Genomic DNA, 16752 nt, shown 5'->3' on the forward strand with positions numbered 1-16752 from the left:
ACACAATCATGAGAGTTGTTACTGTTGGAGTCTTTGATGGAGTGCACAAGGGACATATAAAAATTTTAGAAGAGGTTAAGAAGCTTTCTGAAAAATATGATTCAAAAGTTGAAATATATACCATAATTTACCCTATGGAATATTATGTGGGAAGCTTTCCTGGACTTTTGATAACTTTAGAAGAACGGTTAATGCACCTTGAAATGTACGGTGCAGTCTATACGCTTGATCTTATGAATATAAAGGACGTAACTGCAGATGAATTTTTTAAAGAGATTTCCAGAAATACTGCAGCTATAGTGGTAGGTGAAGATTTCAGATTTGGAAAAAATGCCCGTGGTGACATAAATTATCTAAAAAAACAATGCGAAAAGTCTGGAATAGAGCTTAAAGTAGTAAACAATTTATTGGCAAACGGTGAACGTATCAGCAGTACTTTAATAAGGAATCTGATACTTGAAGGACAAATAAGAAAAGCGAATGAACTTTTAGGCAGGCCATACAGTATGCATGGAAAGGTTTACAAAGATAAACAGATAGGAAGAAAATTGGGATTTCCCACAGCAAATATTAAGCGTGATAAAGCTCTGATTACTCCAAAGCCAGGGGTCTATTTATGCAGGGTTTATATACCTGAAAGATATTACGGCTTGATGAATATCGGGTACCGACCTACTGTGGAACAAACCGAAGATATAAAATATGAAGTATACATATTGGATTTTCAGGGTAATTTGTACGGCAGAGAGATTCATATAGAGCTGTTGCAGTTTTTAAGGTCAGAAGAAAATTTTGAGAACATCAATGAACTTACCTCTCAGATAAGAAAAGATGTAAAAAAAGCGCGAAAAATTATAGCTTTTCTGGAGGAAAGAAATGAAAATTAAAGAACAGGAAATAGTTTTAGTTGCAGAAAAAATTATAAAATCTTTCCCACGTAATCATAGCATAACTGATCCATACAGAGTACTTATAACAACTGTTCTCAGTCAGCGTAGTAAAGATGAAAACACTGAGATTGCAAGTGAAAAGTTATTTTCTGTTTATGATAGTGTAGACAAAATAGCGAATACATCTCCTCAACAATTGTATGAACTTATAAAGCCAGCAGGCCTTTATAAGCAGAAAGCGAAAAGAATAGTAGAAATATCTAAAATTATTAAGAAAAAGTATTCAGGTAAAGTTCCAGATACACTTGAAGAACTTATTTCCCTTCCCGGTGTTGGGAGGAAAACTGCTAATATAGTTTTGTACGTATCCTTTGGAATTCCTGCGCTTGCCGTAGATACACATGTGCATAGAATTTCAAACAGACTTGGCTGGGTAAGTACAAAGACTCCAGAAGAAACTGAAACTTTACTTATGAAAATTCTTCCAAAAAGGCTATGGGGTCCTTTAAATGGATCAATGGTAGAATTTGGAAAGAAAATCTGCAGACCAATATCTCCAAAATGTAATTTGTGTGTTGTTAAGGAAAAATGTAAATATTATAAATCAGAAAAGGGAGGGAAAAGATAGTGATACCTCTTTTTGATTTAACAAGGCAATATTCCAGTATTAAAGAAGAGATAATAGTTGCAGTTGATAAAGTCTTAGCTTCTGGAAGAGTGATACTTGGACCTGAAGTAAAGAAACTTGAAGAAAGTATAGCTGATTATTTGAAAGTGAATTATGCAGTTGGTGTTGGTAATGGAAGTGATGCACTTGTTATCGCTTTAAGGGCAATGGGAATAAAAAAAGGTGATAAAGTAATTACCACACCATACACTTTTTTTGCTACTGCTTCGAGTATTGTGAGAAATGGTGGAAAACCTGTCTTTGTAGATGTAGAACCTGAAAGCTATAATATTGATTTAAATCAGGTGGAATACGTGTTGAAAAATGAAACTGTATTTGGAATAATACCTGTCCATCTTTTTGGTCAAACGGTTGATCTTGAAGGGTTAAATTATCTCAAAGAAAAATATGGTGTAAAAGTTCTTGAAGATTGTGCACAGTCAATAGGATCAGAAGGTGAGGTAAATGGAGAAATTAAAAAAAGTGGTACAGTTGGTGACGCGGCCATATTGTCCTTTTTTCCCACGAAAAATCTTGGCGCTTATGGTGATGGAGGAATGATCATTACGAATAATGTGGAAATATATGAAAAATCAAAAACTCTAAGGGTACACGGTGCAAAGAAAAAATATTTACATGATGAAATAGGTTATAATTCAAGACTCGATGAAATTCAGGCAGCCATTTTAAATGTGAAGCTAAAATACATTGATTTATGGACGGAAAAAAGGGCAAAAATTGCGGAGAAATATGCGATAGAATTTGAAAAACGCCAATTACCAATTAAATTTCCGAAAATATTGGAAAAATCTTACAGATACCACGTTTTCCATCAATATGTGATAGAATTTGAAAGTAATAAAATTAGAGAAAAAGTTAAAGAGCATCTAAAAAACAATAGTATAGGGACCAGTATATATTATCCATTACCGCTTCATCTGCAAAAATGTTTTAAAGATTTAGGATACAAAAAAGGAGATTTGCCTGTTTCTGAAAAATTATCGCAAACAACTCTTGCACTACCGATATTTCCTGAGTTGACGTATAGCGAAATTGAAACAATTGTTGAAAAAATAAAAGAGGCAATGGAGGGATGAAATGGAAAGCACAAACACATTGGAAGAACTTTTAAAAAGGTATCTTAAAGTGAAAGAAACAATAAAAGAGCTTAACCGTGAAAAAAAAGAATTAGAAGAAATGATAGTGGAGCTTGTTGAACACATGGATATTGATAACATGATAGTGGAGGGTGTATTGGTGGAATTTACCAGAAAAACTCGTATAAAAATAAAATAGTTTAATTCACAATTCATACATCTTAAGGGGGAGGGATGTTTGTGGAGAAGTTTTTTAAACTAAAAGAAAGCGGGACTAACATACGTACTGAGATCATTGCAGGTATTACTACTTTCCTTACGATGGCCTACATCATATTTGTAAATCCAAACATATTGATTAACGTTATTCCTGGAGCAACTCCTGGAAGCGATCTTTACACCCAATTTTTCGGAGCTTTTATGGTTGCAACTATTCTTGGTGCAGCAACAGCCACTTTAATTATGGGTCTATGGGCAAATTATCCATTTGCACTTGCACCTGGAATGGGGTTAAACGCATACTTTGCATTTACTGTATGTTTGAAACTTGGTATTGACTGGCGTATAGCACTCGCTGCGGTTTTTGTGGAAGGTATTATCTTCATTATACTTACTTTAACTGGAGTACGAGGATTTGTAGTAAAAGCTGTACCTTCAAGTATTAAACTTGCTACAAGTGCTGGTATAGGTCTTTTCATTGCGTTTATAGGGCTTAAAACCGCAGGAATAGTTGTTAGTGATAAAGCAACGTTTGTAACACTTGGTGATTTAACTCAACCAGCAGCTATTGTGGCAATATTAGGATTTTTCATTATTTCCATATTATTTGCATTAAAAGTACCAGGTTCAATACTTATAGGCATTCTATTATCAACAGCAATTGGAGCGTTGCCAATTTTTGGTGTAACGAAATACCAGGGAATTGTTGGAAAAGTTCCTGATATTTCTCCCACTTTTTTGAAACTATTTGAAAAATTCACATGGTCTGATCTGTTAAGTGGAACTTTCTGGATTGTTGTGTTTACATTCTTCTTTGTAGACTTTTTTGATACATTGGGAACATTGACTGGCCTTGCAGAGAGTGCTGGTTTTATAAAAAACGGAGAATTTCCAAGGGCTAACAAGGCTTACATGTCAGATGCTGTTGGAACAACGGTAGGAGCTTTGTTTGGAACTTCTACGGTAACAACGTATATAGAAAGTAGTACGGGAATAGCAGAAGGTGGTAGAACAGGATTAACAGCGGTTACAGTTGCAATTTTAATGCTTCTTATGCTTTTCTTTGCACCTTTAGGATTAACAGTTCCAGGTGCAGCAACGGCACCTGCTCTTGTGTTTGTTGGCGTTTTAATGCTTAAGACGTTAAGACTTATCAATTGGGATGATATCACCGATGCAATACCAGCTTTCGTAACGTTAATTATGATGCCATTAACATATTCCATAGCAAATGGTATTGCGCTTGGTTTGATAACATATCCTATTGTAAAAACATTCAGCGGAAAGGCCAAAGAAGTTCACTGGTTTACATGGGTTCTTGCGATATTATTCGGAATTTATCTTATATATCTTAGAGGAGCATAATGGGTATAATATAACAGATACTAATAAGTATTGGCTTTTAAAAACATGGCTACGTTATTCCAGCGTAGCCATGTTTTTTTATTTTGGGTAAAAAGGAACACTTTTTTATTTTTTAATCAAGACTATTATCTTGACATAATCTAAATTTAGATTTATAATAAATTTAGACATTGTATAAAGAGGTGTTGATATGGAAAAAGTGGTGCGTATTTTGACAAAACATGGTGTTAGACCCACTTTGCAGAGAATTCATATCTTAAAATTTGTTATGAAACATAAGAATCACATGTCGGCTGAGGAGATTTTCAGATTGCTACAAAAAGAGGTTCCGGGAATTTCCAGAGCTACGGTGTACAACACTTTAAATCTTTTATCAGAAGAAGGTATTTTGCTTGAAATAGTTACCCCCGGATCTGTTAGATATGACTATGTTGAAGAACCACATCATCATTTTTATTGTGAACGATGTAAGAAAATTTATGATCTTCATGATGAAATACCGTTATTTAACATTAAGGAAATTGAAGGTCATAAGGTGAAAAGGGTTGAATATTACATTGTTGGAATATGTAGACATTGTTTAAATGGAGGTGAGTAGAGTATGTCGTTACCACTTATTGGGGAAAAGATACCAGAATTTAAAGCTGTAACAACTAAAGGAGTCCTTAGATTCCCAGATGATTTTAAGGGTAAATGGGTTGTTTTATTTAGCCACCCTGCCGATTTTACACCTGTCTGTACTACAGAATTTGTGGCGTTTCAAAAAAGGTATGATGAGTTTAAAAAGGTAAACACAGAACTGGTTGGATTGAGTATTGACCAGGTTTTTTCTCACATTAAATGGGTTGAGTGGATAAAAGAAAAGTTGGGGATTGAAATCAAATTTCCTGTTATTGCCGATGATCGAGGACGAATCGCCGAAATGCTTGGAATGATTCATCCTGCCAAAGGAACGAATACTGTTAGAGCTGTATTTGTAATCGATCCGGATGGTATTCTCAGGACAATTCTTTATTACCCACAAGAACTTGGAAGAAATATGGATGAAATTTTAAGAATTGTGAAAGGGTTGCAGATAGTAGATGAAAACGGAGTAGCGTTACCAGCGAATTGGCCGAACAATGAACTTGTTAATGATGAAGTGATAGTTCCACCGGCATCAACCACAGAAGACGCGGAAAAGAGATTGAAAGAATATGATTGTTTTGATTGGTGGTTCTGTCATAAAAAGATAAGGTAGAATGTAATATCTAATAATTTGAAAAAAGGGGGAAGAGATGATGGAAGAAAGAATGATAGAGGCTTTGAACAAACAGACTAATGAGGAATTTTATTCTGCTTATCTGTATTTATCTATGTCAGCTTATTTTGAAAAAATTGGGTTAAAGGGATTTGCAAACTGGATGAGAATTCAGGCTCAAGAAGAAAGGGACCATGCGATGAAGATTTTTGATTATATTTTAAGCCGTGGCGATAATGTTAAATTGTTTTCAATTAAAGAACCAACAGAAAAATGGGATGGGCCACTTGACGTTTTCAAACAGGTTTTGGAACACGAAAAACATATAACTAAATGTATAAATGATTTGGTGGATCTTGCAGAAGAGCTTAAAGATAGAGCAACGTATAATTTCCTGCAGTGGTATATTGATGAACAAGTTGAAGAGGAAGAAAATGCTAATGAAATATTGAACAAATTGGAATGGATTGGTGATAGAAAAGAAGCAATATTCATGCTTGATAATGAATTAGGGCAAAGAGTTTATAGTCCATTAACTCAAAATAATAATACGTAGATTTTCATAAGGGATTTTTGGATAGTTTTAAGGGGAGGGATAAATTATGACGAAGAGAGGACAAATTTACAGGTGTGAGGTTTGTGGGAATATTGTAGAAGTTGTTCATTGTAAAAGTCAAGATAAAAATGCATAAAAAAGGGAAAATAATAATGGACAAAAAAAGTATTATTGCTTAGAAGAATTAGAGAAAAATTCGAGTTTTTCCTTTAATCTATATGATTCACCTTTAATTGAAATTACGTGGGAATGATGCAGTAGTCTATCCAGGATTGCTTGAGCCAGGACAGGGGATCCAAATATTTCACTCCACTCTGAAAACGGTGTATTGGTTGTTATTATCGTTGAATGTTTTTCATATCTTTTTGAGATTAACTGGAAGAATATATTTGCACCATCTTTATCTATTGGTAAATATCCTATTTCATCTATTATTAATACTTTGTATTTTGCAAAATGTTTTAGTCTTACTTCTAATCTATTTTCTTTTAAAGCCTTTTTCAATTGAGCTATTAATTCTTGAAAATGTATAAAATATGTTGAGTATCTATGTTTTGCACATTCAATTCCCAATGAAACAGCAAGATGCGTTTTACCAACTCCTGGAGTACCTACAAATAATATATTTTCATTATTTTCCACAAATCTTAAGCTTTTTAAATCTAAGATTTGTTGTTTATTTATTCCAGGTTGAAAATCAAAGTCAAAATCTTCTATTCCTTTCAAAAAAGGAAAATTAGCAACTTTTACCATTGAAGCAATAGCTCTTTTTCTCTTTGCTTTTAACTCTAATTCACTTAATTCATATAATGCTTCTACTATGCTTTTTTCTTCATTATTTATAAGGGTTATATATTTATCCAGATTATTTTTCATATTTACCAGATTCAATTCTTCCAGATTGTTTTGTAATTTTATATAAACATTCATACATTTCCCTCCTGCAAGAATTTATCCAGATTTTTTAAATTATTCTCACATACTTCTTTTAATTCTTCGCCGCTTTTTATATGCTTTCTCATTAATGCCATATAATGGTTATTAAGATAATTAATTTTTTTACCTGTTATTTCGTGTACTGCTATTAACTCTGTGATATAATACACATAGATGTAGTTCTCATTGATTTTTAAATTAACTATTTTTCCTATGTATTCTGGTGGAACGGAGTATTTATTCCCTTTGTAGTATATCAATGAATCTTTTTGGACTTTAACTTTGACAGAATAATCTACATATGATTCAATGATATGTCTTTTTGGTAGTGGGAATAAATACTCCTTTTCTTTTTGAAACAACAACAGTGGTGGAACATTAGTTGCTTGATTTATTCGTGTGTTGACTTTTTTATTTATCCTTCTGATTATATCCTTTAATTCTTCCTCACTTTCAAAAGCGTAATTATATGCTAATAACCAATTTAAAAATTTATTTGCTGATTCTACTTTCCCTTTGGTATATGAGTGCTTTGGCTTACATAATTTAATTTTAAACCCAAAATCTTTCGCAAAAGCTTTCATCTTGTTGTTTATTTTTCTACCGTTTTCGGTAATATCTACAACAGATTTCATATTGTCGAATAGTATTTCTTGAGGAACACCACCTGTAGCTTTAAATGCGTTGATTAAACATTCAAAAATATCTTGTTGTGTTTTGCTTTGTCTGTATTCAAAGTAACAGTATCTTGAATATCCCAATTTGTAATTAAATACATTTACTACAAATTCTTCACCACTTTTTGAATGTAATCTCATATTTTCTTTCCAATCCACTTGAGCTTGAATACCAGGTAAAGTTTCAAACCTCGGATGTCCTTTAGAATTCTTCTCAGCTCTCAACCCCTTCCTTTTTACATATTTCCTAAAGTTCGAATATGTTCCAATTACATCTCCTTCTTCATCTCTCAATCTTTCATATGCCGCTCTAATTGTAATTCCTTTAATTGACATTAACATCGCTATTTTTTCAAAATATTTATCCAGCTTACTGGGTTTGTTTCTAGTTTTAGGCTTTCCCTGATAACCTTCCCAATACTTCTTTACAGTTCTTCTATCTATCCCATATATCCTTGCTAGTTCAGAAAAGTTAGGTTTCAAATTCATCCCCCTTAACATTTGCAAATGTTGTTTGATTTTCTCCATCTTTGGTATCCCTCCTCCCAAAGGAAGGATACCATTTATGTACATTTTTGTGCATTTTTATTTTCCTCTTTTTGTCCATTTGTATTTTACCATTTACAGTTCATGAAGCGAAGGGGACACTTGTTTGTTGTGGACAGCCAATGACGTTGTTAGAGGAAAAAACAGCAGATACTTCAGAAGAAAAACATGTGCCGTTTATTCAAGAAATAGATGAAGGTTATCACGTGAAAATTGGAGAAAATGCTTTACATCCCATGGAAGAGAATCATTATATAGAGTGGATTGAATTGATAGTAGATGAAATGGTATATAAAAAATATTTAAACCCGGGTGATAAGCCTGAAGCACTATTTAAAGTTCCAAGGGGAGAAAAAGTATCCGCAAGAGAATATTGCAACGTTCACGGTCTTTGGGTAAATAAATAATTGGGCGAACTCTAATAAAATACTATACATGGCTTCGATGTACAGTCGAAGCCATGTTTTTTAATGGGGTAAGATGAATTGGATAGAGGAGTCATGAGAGGAAAATAAAGAAGATGTATATAAAGTTGAGTGGAAAAGAGTAAAAATAAACAGATGTAGTAATACCTGAGCTAACAATTATCTGACAGAGACAATAATTTTTACTATCTACAATGGAGAAAATTGTGATATAATCTTTAAAGAAAATTTTTTTAAACATTTTTGGAACCGTTTCTATGCGCATGGAGGTGTTTATATGGTTTTGAGAGAAATATATAAGTATTTGAAAAGTAGAACAACAGGGCACAAAAATTACGCAGTTCCTAAGTTATGGGTTAGAGGATTTGAAAGTAAACTTGGTGATATATTTGAGGAAAAAGAAAAAGTTTATTTTGTTGATCCTTATGCCTATTTTTCAAAGGTGATAGGTTTAATTTTAGAAAATTCACAAGATGAAATTAATTATTCGATGTCTCTTTCGAGGATTAGAGGTGAATTTTCACCGGAATGGATTAAAAAAGCAGTGTTTTATGGAACTTTGCCGAGAATGACTGCAGCTTTTAATCATAAAGGCTTTGGAAATTTTGAAGAAAGTGACATTCTCGGGTTTAAAGAATCCGGGACTTTTTTGAAGATGATAGCGTTACTTCCATATATAAAGAGATTAGGTGTTAATACTTTATATATGCTTCCAATTAGCAAGCCCAGTAATTTGTTTAAAAAAGGAAGTATAGGCTCTCCTTATGCTGTGAAAAATCCAATGATGCTTGATGAGGGTTATCACGATTCTTTACTTGAAGAATTTACAGTTGAGGATGAATTTAAAGCACTTGTTGAGGCTGCGCATGTTCTGGGTATAAGAATTGTTCTGGATTTTATTCCACGAACTGCTGCCAGAGATTCTGATATTATCAGGGAACATCCTGACTGGTTTTATTGGATCAAAGTTGATGATTTACCGTTTTATAAACCTCCAAGAATAGAAGAACTTCCTTTTAAGATACCGGATAAAGACGATTTATCAGTTATTTACAATAATAAAGATGTGAAAACACATCTCAAAAGGTTTGTTGACTCACCAGATAAAATTGATCCTGAAAAATGGGAAAGAGTAAAAAAGATGAATGGAAACATACTGATTAACATTATAAAAGAGTTCGGAATAGTAACTCCTCCAGGATTTTCAGACTGGATTAACGATTCACAACCTACCTGGGATGACGTTACTTTTTTAAGGTTGTATCTTGATCATCCCAGAGATGTAAGAAAATACATTTCTAAAAATCAAAAACCGTATATTTTGTTTGATGTCATTAAAGCAAGTAAATTTCCTGGAGAAGTTCCAAACAGGGAGTTATGGGAGTATCTTTCTGATATAATACCAGGTTATCAAAAAAGATTTGGTATAGATGGTGCGCGAATTGATATGGGGCATGCTTTGCCTTCCGATTTGCAGGACATGATAATTTCACGAGCTAAAGATTATGATCCGGCTTTTTCATTTATTGCAGAAGAACTTGAAATGAAAAATGATGAAAAGGCAATGAAAGAAGGCTATCACGCTATTCTCGGTAATAGCTGGTATGCTGTTGCTCGCCGGGAAGAATTTTATAAGTTGTTGGAGGATACAAGCCCAAAGTTGAAGTTGCCATTTTTGGCGTCATGTGAAACACCGGATACACCGAGAATTAAGTCACGTGAAAATGGTGAAAAACTTAAGTTTCTTGCGCCATTTCTTTTATATTTTTCCCCAAATGGTATACCGTATATAAATTCCGGGCAGGAGATAGGAGAGCTCCAACCAATGAATCTTGGATTAGACAATACAATATGGGGAAAAACTGTTCTACCTCCTGATGATGAATTTTACGGAAAACTGGCTTTTTTTGAACACTATGTTCTTCACTGGGGCGATTATGATGAGGAGCTCTATAATTATCTGACGAATCTTATGGCTCTCAGGAAAAGGTATGAATCTTTTCTGTATTCTGGAGAATTTAAGTATGTATATTTTAGTTATCAGGATGGTTTTCTGGCAAATATGTCGTATTGGTTGGAAGACAGAGGAATAATAATTGTAGGGAATCTTGATCTTGCATGGAAAAGAGATTTTGAAATATATATTGACAAAACAGCTCAAAGACCAATCCATATAAAAAATTTGAAGCTCTGGACAAGGTATGGAGAAAAAGAAATAGAAGTTTCAAACGATATTTTATTAAGTCTTAATCCTGGTGAATTTTTGTTACTTGGGATTAATATATGATGGAAATTACACAAATATAACAAGGAGGGATTGGGTTTATGAGAAAATTTTTAATGGTAATGATGTTATTATTGGTGATTGTCAGCTTTGCGGAAACAACTATAGTGGTCCATTATCACAGATTTGATAATAATTATGAAGGCTGGAATTTGTGGATATGGCCAATGAAACCAACGCCTATGGAAGGAAAAGCGTATCAATTTACTGAAAAAGATGATTTTGGAGTGGTAGCTGTTGTAAAACTCGACATGGATCTTCAGCAGGTTGGAATAATAGTAAGGCTTAACGAGTGGCAGGCAAAAGATGTTGCCAAAGATAGGTTTGTAGATATAAAAGACGGTAAAGCGGAGGTGTGGATTTTGCAGGGCGTTGAGGAAATTTATACGAACAAACCAGATGTAAGTCCAAGAGTGTTTTTCGCCCAGGCAAGGGCAAAAAATATAATAGAGGCTTATTTGACAAATCAAATTGATACAAAAACTTTTACAGGAATAAAAGTAACTGTTGATGGTGTTGAAAGAAAAGTAGAGAAAATTGAAAAGGCTGATCCAACTGATATTTCAAAAACAAATTATATAAGAATATTCCTTAAAGAGCCTCTTGAAGAGGATGATTTTAGAAAAGACGTGGTGTTATATATAGATGGTTTTAAACCTGCCACAGTTTACATGATGGAAGTGCTTGATAGTTTATATTATGATGGGGAACTTGGTTATATTTATACTCCTGAAAAGACTATATTCAGAGTTTGGTCTCCTGTTTCAAAAACTGCAAAAGTGCTGCTTTATAAAAATGGCGCTGATGATAAGCCATACAAAGTCGTTGATATGAACTATATTGGTAAAGGTGTATGGGAAGCTGTGGTAAAAGGAAATTTAGATGGAATCTTTTATAAGTATAGATTTGAAAGTTATGGGAAAATAAGAGAAACAGTTGATTATTATTCGAAAGCTGTATATAAAAATGGGGCAAAAAGTGCAGTTGTTGATCTTGGTAAAACTGATCCAGCTAACTGGAGTAAAGATAAAAGGCCGTATATGGAAGCGCTCGAAGACGCAATAGTTTATGAAATACACATAGCAGACATGACGGGTCTTGAAAATTCCGGTGTTAAAAATAGGGGGACTTATCTTGGACTTACAGAAGAAAATACAAAAGGCCCCGGTGGTGTTTCAACAGGGCTTTCGCATTTAGTAGAACTTGGAGTTAATTATGTGCATATTTTACCAATGTTTGATTTTTATACAGGTGATGAAGCAAGTAAAGATTTTGAGAAGAGTTACAACTGGGGTTATGATCCTTATCTTTTTACAGTGCCAGAGGGGAGATATTCAACTGATCCATTCAATCCATATACGCGAATAAAGGAAGTTAAGCAAATGGTTCAGGCACTTCATAAAAATGGTATAAGGGTAGTACTTGATATGGTGTTTCCTCATACGTTTGGTGTAGGCGAATTATCTCCTTTTGATCAAACTGTTCCATATTATTTTTACAGAGTTGATAAAACAGGAGCTCATTTAAATGAAAGTGGTTGTGGAAACGTTATTGCCTCAGAAAGACCGATGATGAGAAAATTTATCGTAGATACCGTTTTGTACTGGATTAAGGAATATCATGTGGATGGATTTAGATTTGATCAAATGGGATTGATAGATAAAAAAACAATGCTCGAAGTTGAAAAGGCAGTGCATTCCATTGATTCAACTATTCTGCTTTATGGTGAACCATGGGGTGGATGGGGCGCTCCTATAAGATTCGGAAAGAATGATGTTGCAGGGACTCATATAGCAGCGTTTAATGATAATTTTAGAGATGCCATGAGAGGCTCAGTGTTTAATGCAAAGGTAAGAGGATTTTTAATGGGAGCTATTGGAAAGGAAACTGCTATTAAAAAAGGTGTGGTTGGTAGTATACATTACGATTCCAGATATAAAAGTTTTGCCTCTGATCCTGAGGAAACAATAAATTACGTTGCGGCTCATGACAATCATACACTCTGGGATAAAAATTATCTAGCAGCCCAAAGTGATACGAAACATAAATGGACAGAGGAAATGTTAAGAAACGCTCAGAAATTGGCAGGTGCTATAATATTGACTTCTCAGGGGATACCTTTTATCCATGCGGGTCAGGATTTTGCCAGAACGAAAAAGTTCAATGATAATTCTTATAATGCGCCAATTTCTATCAATGGTCTTGATTATCAAAGAAAGTATGAATACATGGATGTGTTTAATTACTATAAAGGTCTTATAGCACTTAGAAAGGCACATCCTGCATTTAGGTTAAGAACGGCAGATGATATAAAGAAACATGTGAAATTATTAAGGAGTAAAAAAAGAAGGGTTGTTTCATTTATGATAGATAACAACGCAGGTGGTGACAGCTGGAAAACAATTCTTGTTATATATAATGGTAATCTTAATATGGTAGAATATGATTTACCAGAAGGAATCTGGAATGTAGTAGTAGATGGTGAAGAAGCTGGAACAAATGTATTGAGGAAAGTGTCTGGTAAAATAACACTTGAGGGTATTTCAGCGTATGTTCTGTACAAGAATGAATAATTTGTGATATAATTAGAAAAAGGGTTTTTCTACCTCTCTTGAAAGGGGGAGAAACAATGGACAAGAAAAAGATTCTTGTTGTTGAAGATGAAGATAATATGCGATTACTAATCACAGAAGAGTTAGTTGATAGTGGTTACGATGTAGATGAAGCGGCGAACGGCGAAGAAGCGTTGAAAAAATTTAGAGAAAAAGATTATGCGCTTGTTACAGTGGATATAGAAATGCCAGGAATGAATGGGCTGGAACTTGCTGGAAAACTTCGAGAAATGAAGAAAGATGTAAAGATAATAATTCTTACGGCTTATTCGCATTATAGAAGTGACCTGGCCTCGTGGGCAGCGGATGCTTATGTAGTAAAATCTTCAGATTTGACAGAACTTAAAGATACTATAGCAAAGATAATTAACATGTAATCAATACCCTCCCGCACAATAATAAGGTGGCGGGAGGGCCACCTTTTTTATTATTAGTTATTATCAATTAGTTATTATCAATAATTATATTAAATATAAACTGGGAAGTTCGGAGGTGAGTTGATGGACTATAAAGAAACTTTAAATCTTCCGTTTACATCGTTTTCGATGAGAGCAAATCTTGTGAAAAAAGAGCCTGAGATTCTGAAAAAGTGGCGTGAATTAGACGATTATAATCTTTCTTTAAAAGCTCGAGAGGGTAGACCGGTGTTTATGTTACACGACGGACCTCCATATGCGAATGGAAACATTCATATAGGAACTGCCATGAATAAAGTTTTGAAAGATATTGTGATTCGTTATAAAACTATGAGAGGGTTCAAAGCTCCATACGTACCTGGATGGGATACGCATGGACTTCCCATTGAGCATAGAGTTAGTGTAGAGATGGGCGAGAAGATTAAAGATATGTCACCTGTGGAGATAAGGAATAAATGTAGAGAATTTGCCTTACACTTTGTAAATGTTCAACGTGAACAGTTTAAAAGGTTAGGAGTTAGAGGCGACTGGGAAAATCCATATTTAACACTTTTACCAGAATATGAAGAACATATATTGAAAATATTTAAGACACTTGTTCAAAATGGTAATGTATATCGAGGTAATAAACCAGTTTATTGGTGTCCAACATGTAGAACAGCGCTTGCAGAAGCGGAAGTAGAATATCATGATCATTCATCTCCGTCCATATATGTTAAATTCAAAGTATTGGGCGAAGAAGGTACTTACATAGTGATATGGACAACTACTCCGTGGACACTTCCAGCGAATGTTGCTATTGCTGTTCATCCCGATTATGATTATGTAAAAATAAAAGTTAACGATGAAAAATGGATTGTAGCAGAGGGTCTGGTACAGAAGTTTGCTTCTGAGACGGATATAGAATATATCCTGGTAGAAAAGGTAAAAGGTAAAGAACTGGAAGGGTTAAGGGCAAAACATCCGTTTGTTGAACGAGAGTCTGTTGTAGTTCTTGCAGACTATGTAACGTTAGAGGATGGAACAGGTTGTGTTCACACTGCACCTGGTCATGGTACAGAAGATTATTTGACAGGAATTAAGTACGGGCTTCCTGTTCTTTCTCCGGTAGATGAAGATGGAATTTTCACAGAAGATGCTGGAAAATATGCAGGAATGAAAATATGGGACGCAAATAAAGTGATAATAGAAGATTTGAAAGAATCAGGAGCTTTGATAAAAAGCTCAAAAATAGAACATAGCTATCCGCATTGCTGGAGATGTAAAAATCCAGTAATATTTAGAGCAACTCCCCAATGGTTTATTTCTGTTGATGCCAATAATTTAAGAGAGAAAGTACTCAGTGAAATAAAAAAAGTGGAATGGCATCCAGAGTGGGGTGAAAATAGAATAACAGCAATGGTAAGTGAAAGACCAGATTGGACTATTTCAAGGCAAAGAGTCTGGGGAACTCCAATTCCTGCTGTAAAATGTAAATCCTGTGGAGAAGTATTTCTGGATACTGAAATTATAGATAAATTTATAGAAATAGTTAAAAACCAGGGAACAGATGCGTGGTTTGAACTTTCTGAGGAAGAATTAATACCTGAAAGTGTGAAGTGTCCTAAATGTGGTAAAAATGAATTTGAAAAAACATATGATACATTAGATGTATGGATAGATTCTGGTTGTTCTTTTGAAGCGGTGGTACGTTCAAAAGGTGAAAAGTTTCCTGCTGATCTTTATCTGGAGGGCGATGATCAGCACAGGGGATGGTTCCAGAGTTCCATATTTATGTCTGTAGCATATACCGGAGAAGCGCCATACAAGGCTGTTGTTACTCATGCGTTTATAAAAGATGAGCAGGGAAGAAAAATGAGTAAATCTCTGGGAAACGTTGTGGACCCAGGAGAAATAGTGGATAAATATGGTGCAGATATTCTGAGGTTGTGGATAGCAAGCACTGACTTTTTTGATAATATTAGAGTAGGAAAAAATATAATTCACCAGCAGGTAGAAGTTTACAAAAAAATAAGAAACACCTTAAGATATTTATTGGGAAATCTTAGCGACTTTTCAGAGGAAGATTTGGTTCCATATGATAAACTTTTGTCCATAGACAAATGGGCTCTTGGAAGGCTCATGCAGGTTATTAAGCAAATAACAGGTTACTATGAAAGATATGAATATTCAAAAGTTTATAGTGCTATTAATAAATATTGTACTGTAGAATTAAGTGCAACTTATCTTGACATTATAAAAGATAGACTTTATGTTGAGGCAAAAGATTCAATATATAGAAGATCAGCACAAACTGCTATGTATTACATTCTCGAAGCGTTGATAAAAATGCTGGCACCTATCCTTGTTTTTACAAGTGAGGAAGCATATGAGGCGAGCCCATTCAAAAAATACGAAACAATCCACATAGAAGAGTGGCCAGAAGTGCGTGAAGAGTGGATTGACGAAGAATTAATAAGCGATTTTAAAGCTCTATTAATGATAAGAGATGATGTGCTAAAAGCGCTTGAGAATGCAAGAAATAGAGGAGTAATAGGTCATTCGCTGGATGCTAAAGTTATAATAGAAGCGTTGAACGAAGATGTTCAAAAACTTTTAGAAAATTATGAAGATATTCTTGGGGAATTTTTAATAGTTTCTCAGGTGGAATTTGGAAAAGGGGATCAGAAAGGTGAACTTGTCAACGTGTCAGTTATTAAAGCCGAAGGCGAAAAATGTAATCGATGCTGGAAATATCATCCGAAAACAGGACAGAGTGAAGAATTTCCGAATATTTGTCCAAGATGTGTATCAGTCTTAAAAGGCGAGCGAAAATAAGTAAA

16 protein-coding genes are annotated in these 16752 nt (G+C 34.3%); 14 read left to right on the top strand and 2 right to left on the bottom strand.

Going from position 1 to position 16752, the window contains the following annotated elements:
• The first annotated feature begins 8 nt into the window (after positions 1-8).
• From JYK00_RS03845 to JYK00_RS03885, 9 genes are all read left to right on the top strand, one after another.
• On the top strand, positions 9-887 hold the full coding sequence (locus tag JYK00_RS03845; protein WP_207567371.1) for a bifunctional riboflavin kinase/FAD synthetase: 879 nt from the start codon (positions 9-11) through the stop codon (positions 885-887).
• Entirely contained in the window at positions 877-1518 is a 642-nt protein-coding gene (locus tag JYK00_RS03850; RefSeq protein WP_207567372.1) for an endonuclease III domain-containing protein, read from the top strand. Before JYK00_RS03845 ends, JYK00_RS03850 begins: the two co-directional genes overlap by 11 nt.
• On the top strand, positions 1518-2654 hold the full coding sequence (locus JYK00_RS03855; protein ID WP_207567373.1) for a DegT/DnrJ/EryC1/StrS family aminotransferase: 1137 nt from the start codon (positions 1518-1520) through the stop codon (positions 2652-2654). The genes JYK00_RS03850 and JYK00_RS03855 overlap by 1 nt, the downstream gene beginning before the upstream one ends.
• 1 nt (position 2655) lies before the next feature.
• A complete protein-coding gene (locus JYK00_RS03860) occupies positions 2656-2853 on the top strand; it encodes a hypothetical protein (RefSeq protein ID WP_207567374.1) in 198 nt (65 codons plus the stop codon).
• Between the two features lie 41 nt (positions 2854-2894).
• The gene (locus JYK00_RS03865; RefSeq protein WP_228288204.1) at positions 2895-4238 is read left to right on the top strand and encodes an NCS2 family permease; all 1344 of its coding nucleotides are present in this window, start codon (positions 2895-2897) and stop codon (positions 4236-4238) included.
• A 190-nt stretch (positions 4239-4428) separates the two neighbouring features.
• The gene (locus JYK00_RS03870; RefSeq protein ID WP_207567376.1) at positions 4429-4836 is read left to right on the top strand and encodes a Fur family transcriptional regulator; all 408 of its coding nucleotides are present in this window, start codon (positions 4429-4431) and stop codon (positions 4834-4836) included.
• 3 nt (positions 4837-4839) lie between these two features.
• Positions 4840-5478, top strand: coding sequence for a peroxiredoxin (locus JYK00_RS03875; RefSeq protein WP_207567377.1), 639 nt, complete (start codon positions 4840-4842; stop codon positions 5476-5478).
• A gap of 40 nt (positions 5479-5518) precedes the next feature.
• Complete coding sequence (locus tag JYK00_RS03880) at positions 5519-6034, top strand: ferritin (RefSeq protein WP_228288205.1); 516 nt, start codon at positions 5519-5521, stop codon at positions 6032-6034.
• Positions 6035-6080: 46 nt separating this feature from the next.
• Positions 6081-6170, top strand: coding sequence for a desulfoferrodoxin FeS4 iron-binding domain-containing protein (locus JYK00_RS03885; RefSeq protein WP_207567379.1), 90 nt, complete (start codon positions 6081-6083; stop codon positions 6168-6170).
• A gap of 32 nt (positions 6171-6202) precedes the next feature.
• On the opposite strand, the gene istB is transcribed toward JYK00_RS03885, so the two are convergent.
• Together istB and istA are read right to left on the bottom strand one after the other, a co-directional pair.
• Positions 6203-6964, bottom strand: coding sequence for an IS21-like element helper ATPase IstB (istB, locus tag JYK00_RS03890; RefSeq protein ID WP_207566088.1), 762 nt, complete (start codon positions 6962-6964; stop codon positions 6203-6205).
• Positions 6961-8175, bottom strand: a complete 1215-nt coding sequence (gene istA, locus JYK00_RS03895) for an IS21 family transposase (RefSeq protein WP_207566283.1) — start codon at positions 8173-8175, stop codon at positions 6961-6963. Before istA ends, istB begins: the two co-directional genes overlap by 4 nt.
• A 71-nt stretch (positions 8176-8246) precedes the next feature.
• Between istA and JYK00_RS03900 the strand changes: the two genes are divergently transcribed.
• From JYK00_RS03900 to ileS, 5 genes are all read left to right on the top strand, one after another.
• Complete coding sequence (locus JYK00_RS03900) at positions 8247-8600, top strand: desulfoferrodoxin (protein WP_228288206.1); 354 nt, start codon at positions 8247-8249, stop codon at positions 8598-8600.
• Positions 8601-8895: 295 nt separating this feature from the next.
• Positions 8896-10905 carry an alpha-amylase family glycosyl hydrolase gene (locus JYK00_RS03905; protein WP_207567381.1) on the top strand — a complete coding sequence of 670 codons (2010 nt, stop codon included), beginning with the start codon at positions 8896-8898 and terminating at the stop codon, positions 10903-10905.
• 38 nt (positions 10906-10943) lie between these two features.
• The gene (gene pulA, locus JYK00_RS03910) at positions 10944-13475 is read left to right on the top strand and encodes a type I pullulanase (RefSeq protein WP_207567382.1); all 2532 of its coding nucleotides are present in this window, start codon (positions 10944-10946) and stop codon (positions 13473-13475) included.
• A 56-nt stretch (positions 13476-13531) separates the two neighbouring features.
• Positions 13532-13891: a response regulator gene (locus tag JYK00_RS03915; protein ID WP_207567383.1), complete on the top strand. Its 360-nt coding sequence runs from the start codon at positions 13532-13534 to the stop codon at positions 13889-13891.
• 123 nt (positions 13892-14014) lie between these two features.
• A complete protein-coding gene (gene ileS / locus JYK00_RS03920) occupies positions 14015-16747 on the top strand; it encodes an isoleucine--tRNA ligase (RefSeq protein WP_207567384.1) in 2733 nt (910 codons plus the stop codon).
• The last annotated feature ends 5 nt before the right edge of the window (positions 16748-16752 follow it).

Origin of the sequence: Thermosipho ferrireducens, from assembly GCF_017358165.1 — a bacterium.
In the GTDB taxonomy this organism is placed as follows: Bacteria; Thermotogota; Thermotogae; order Thermotogales; family Fervidobacteriaceae; genus Thermosipho_B; species Thermosipho_B ferrireducens.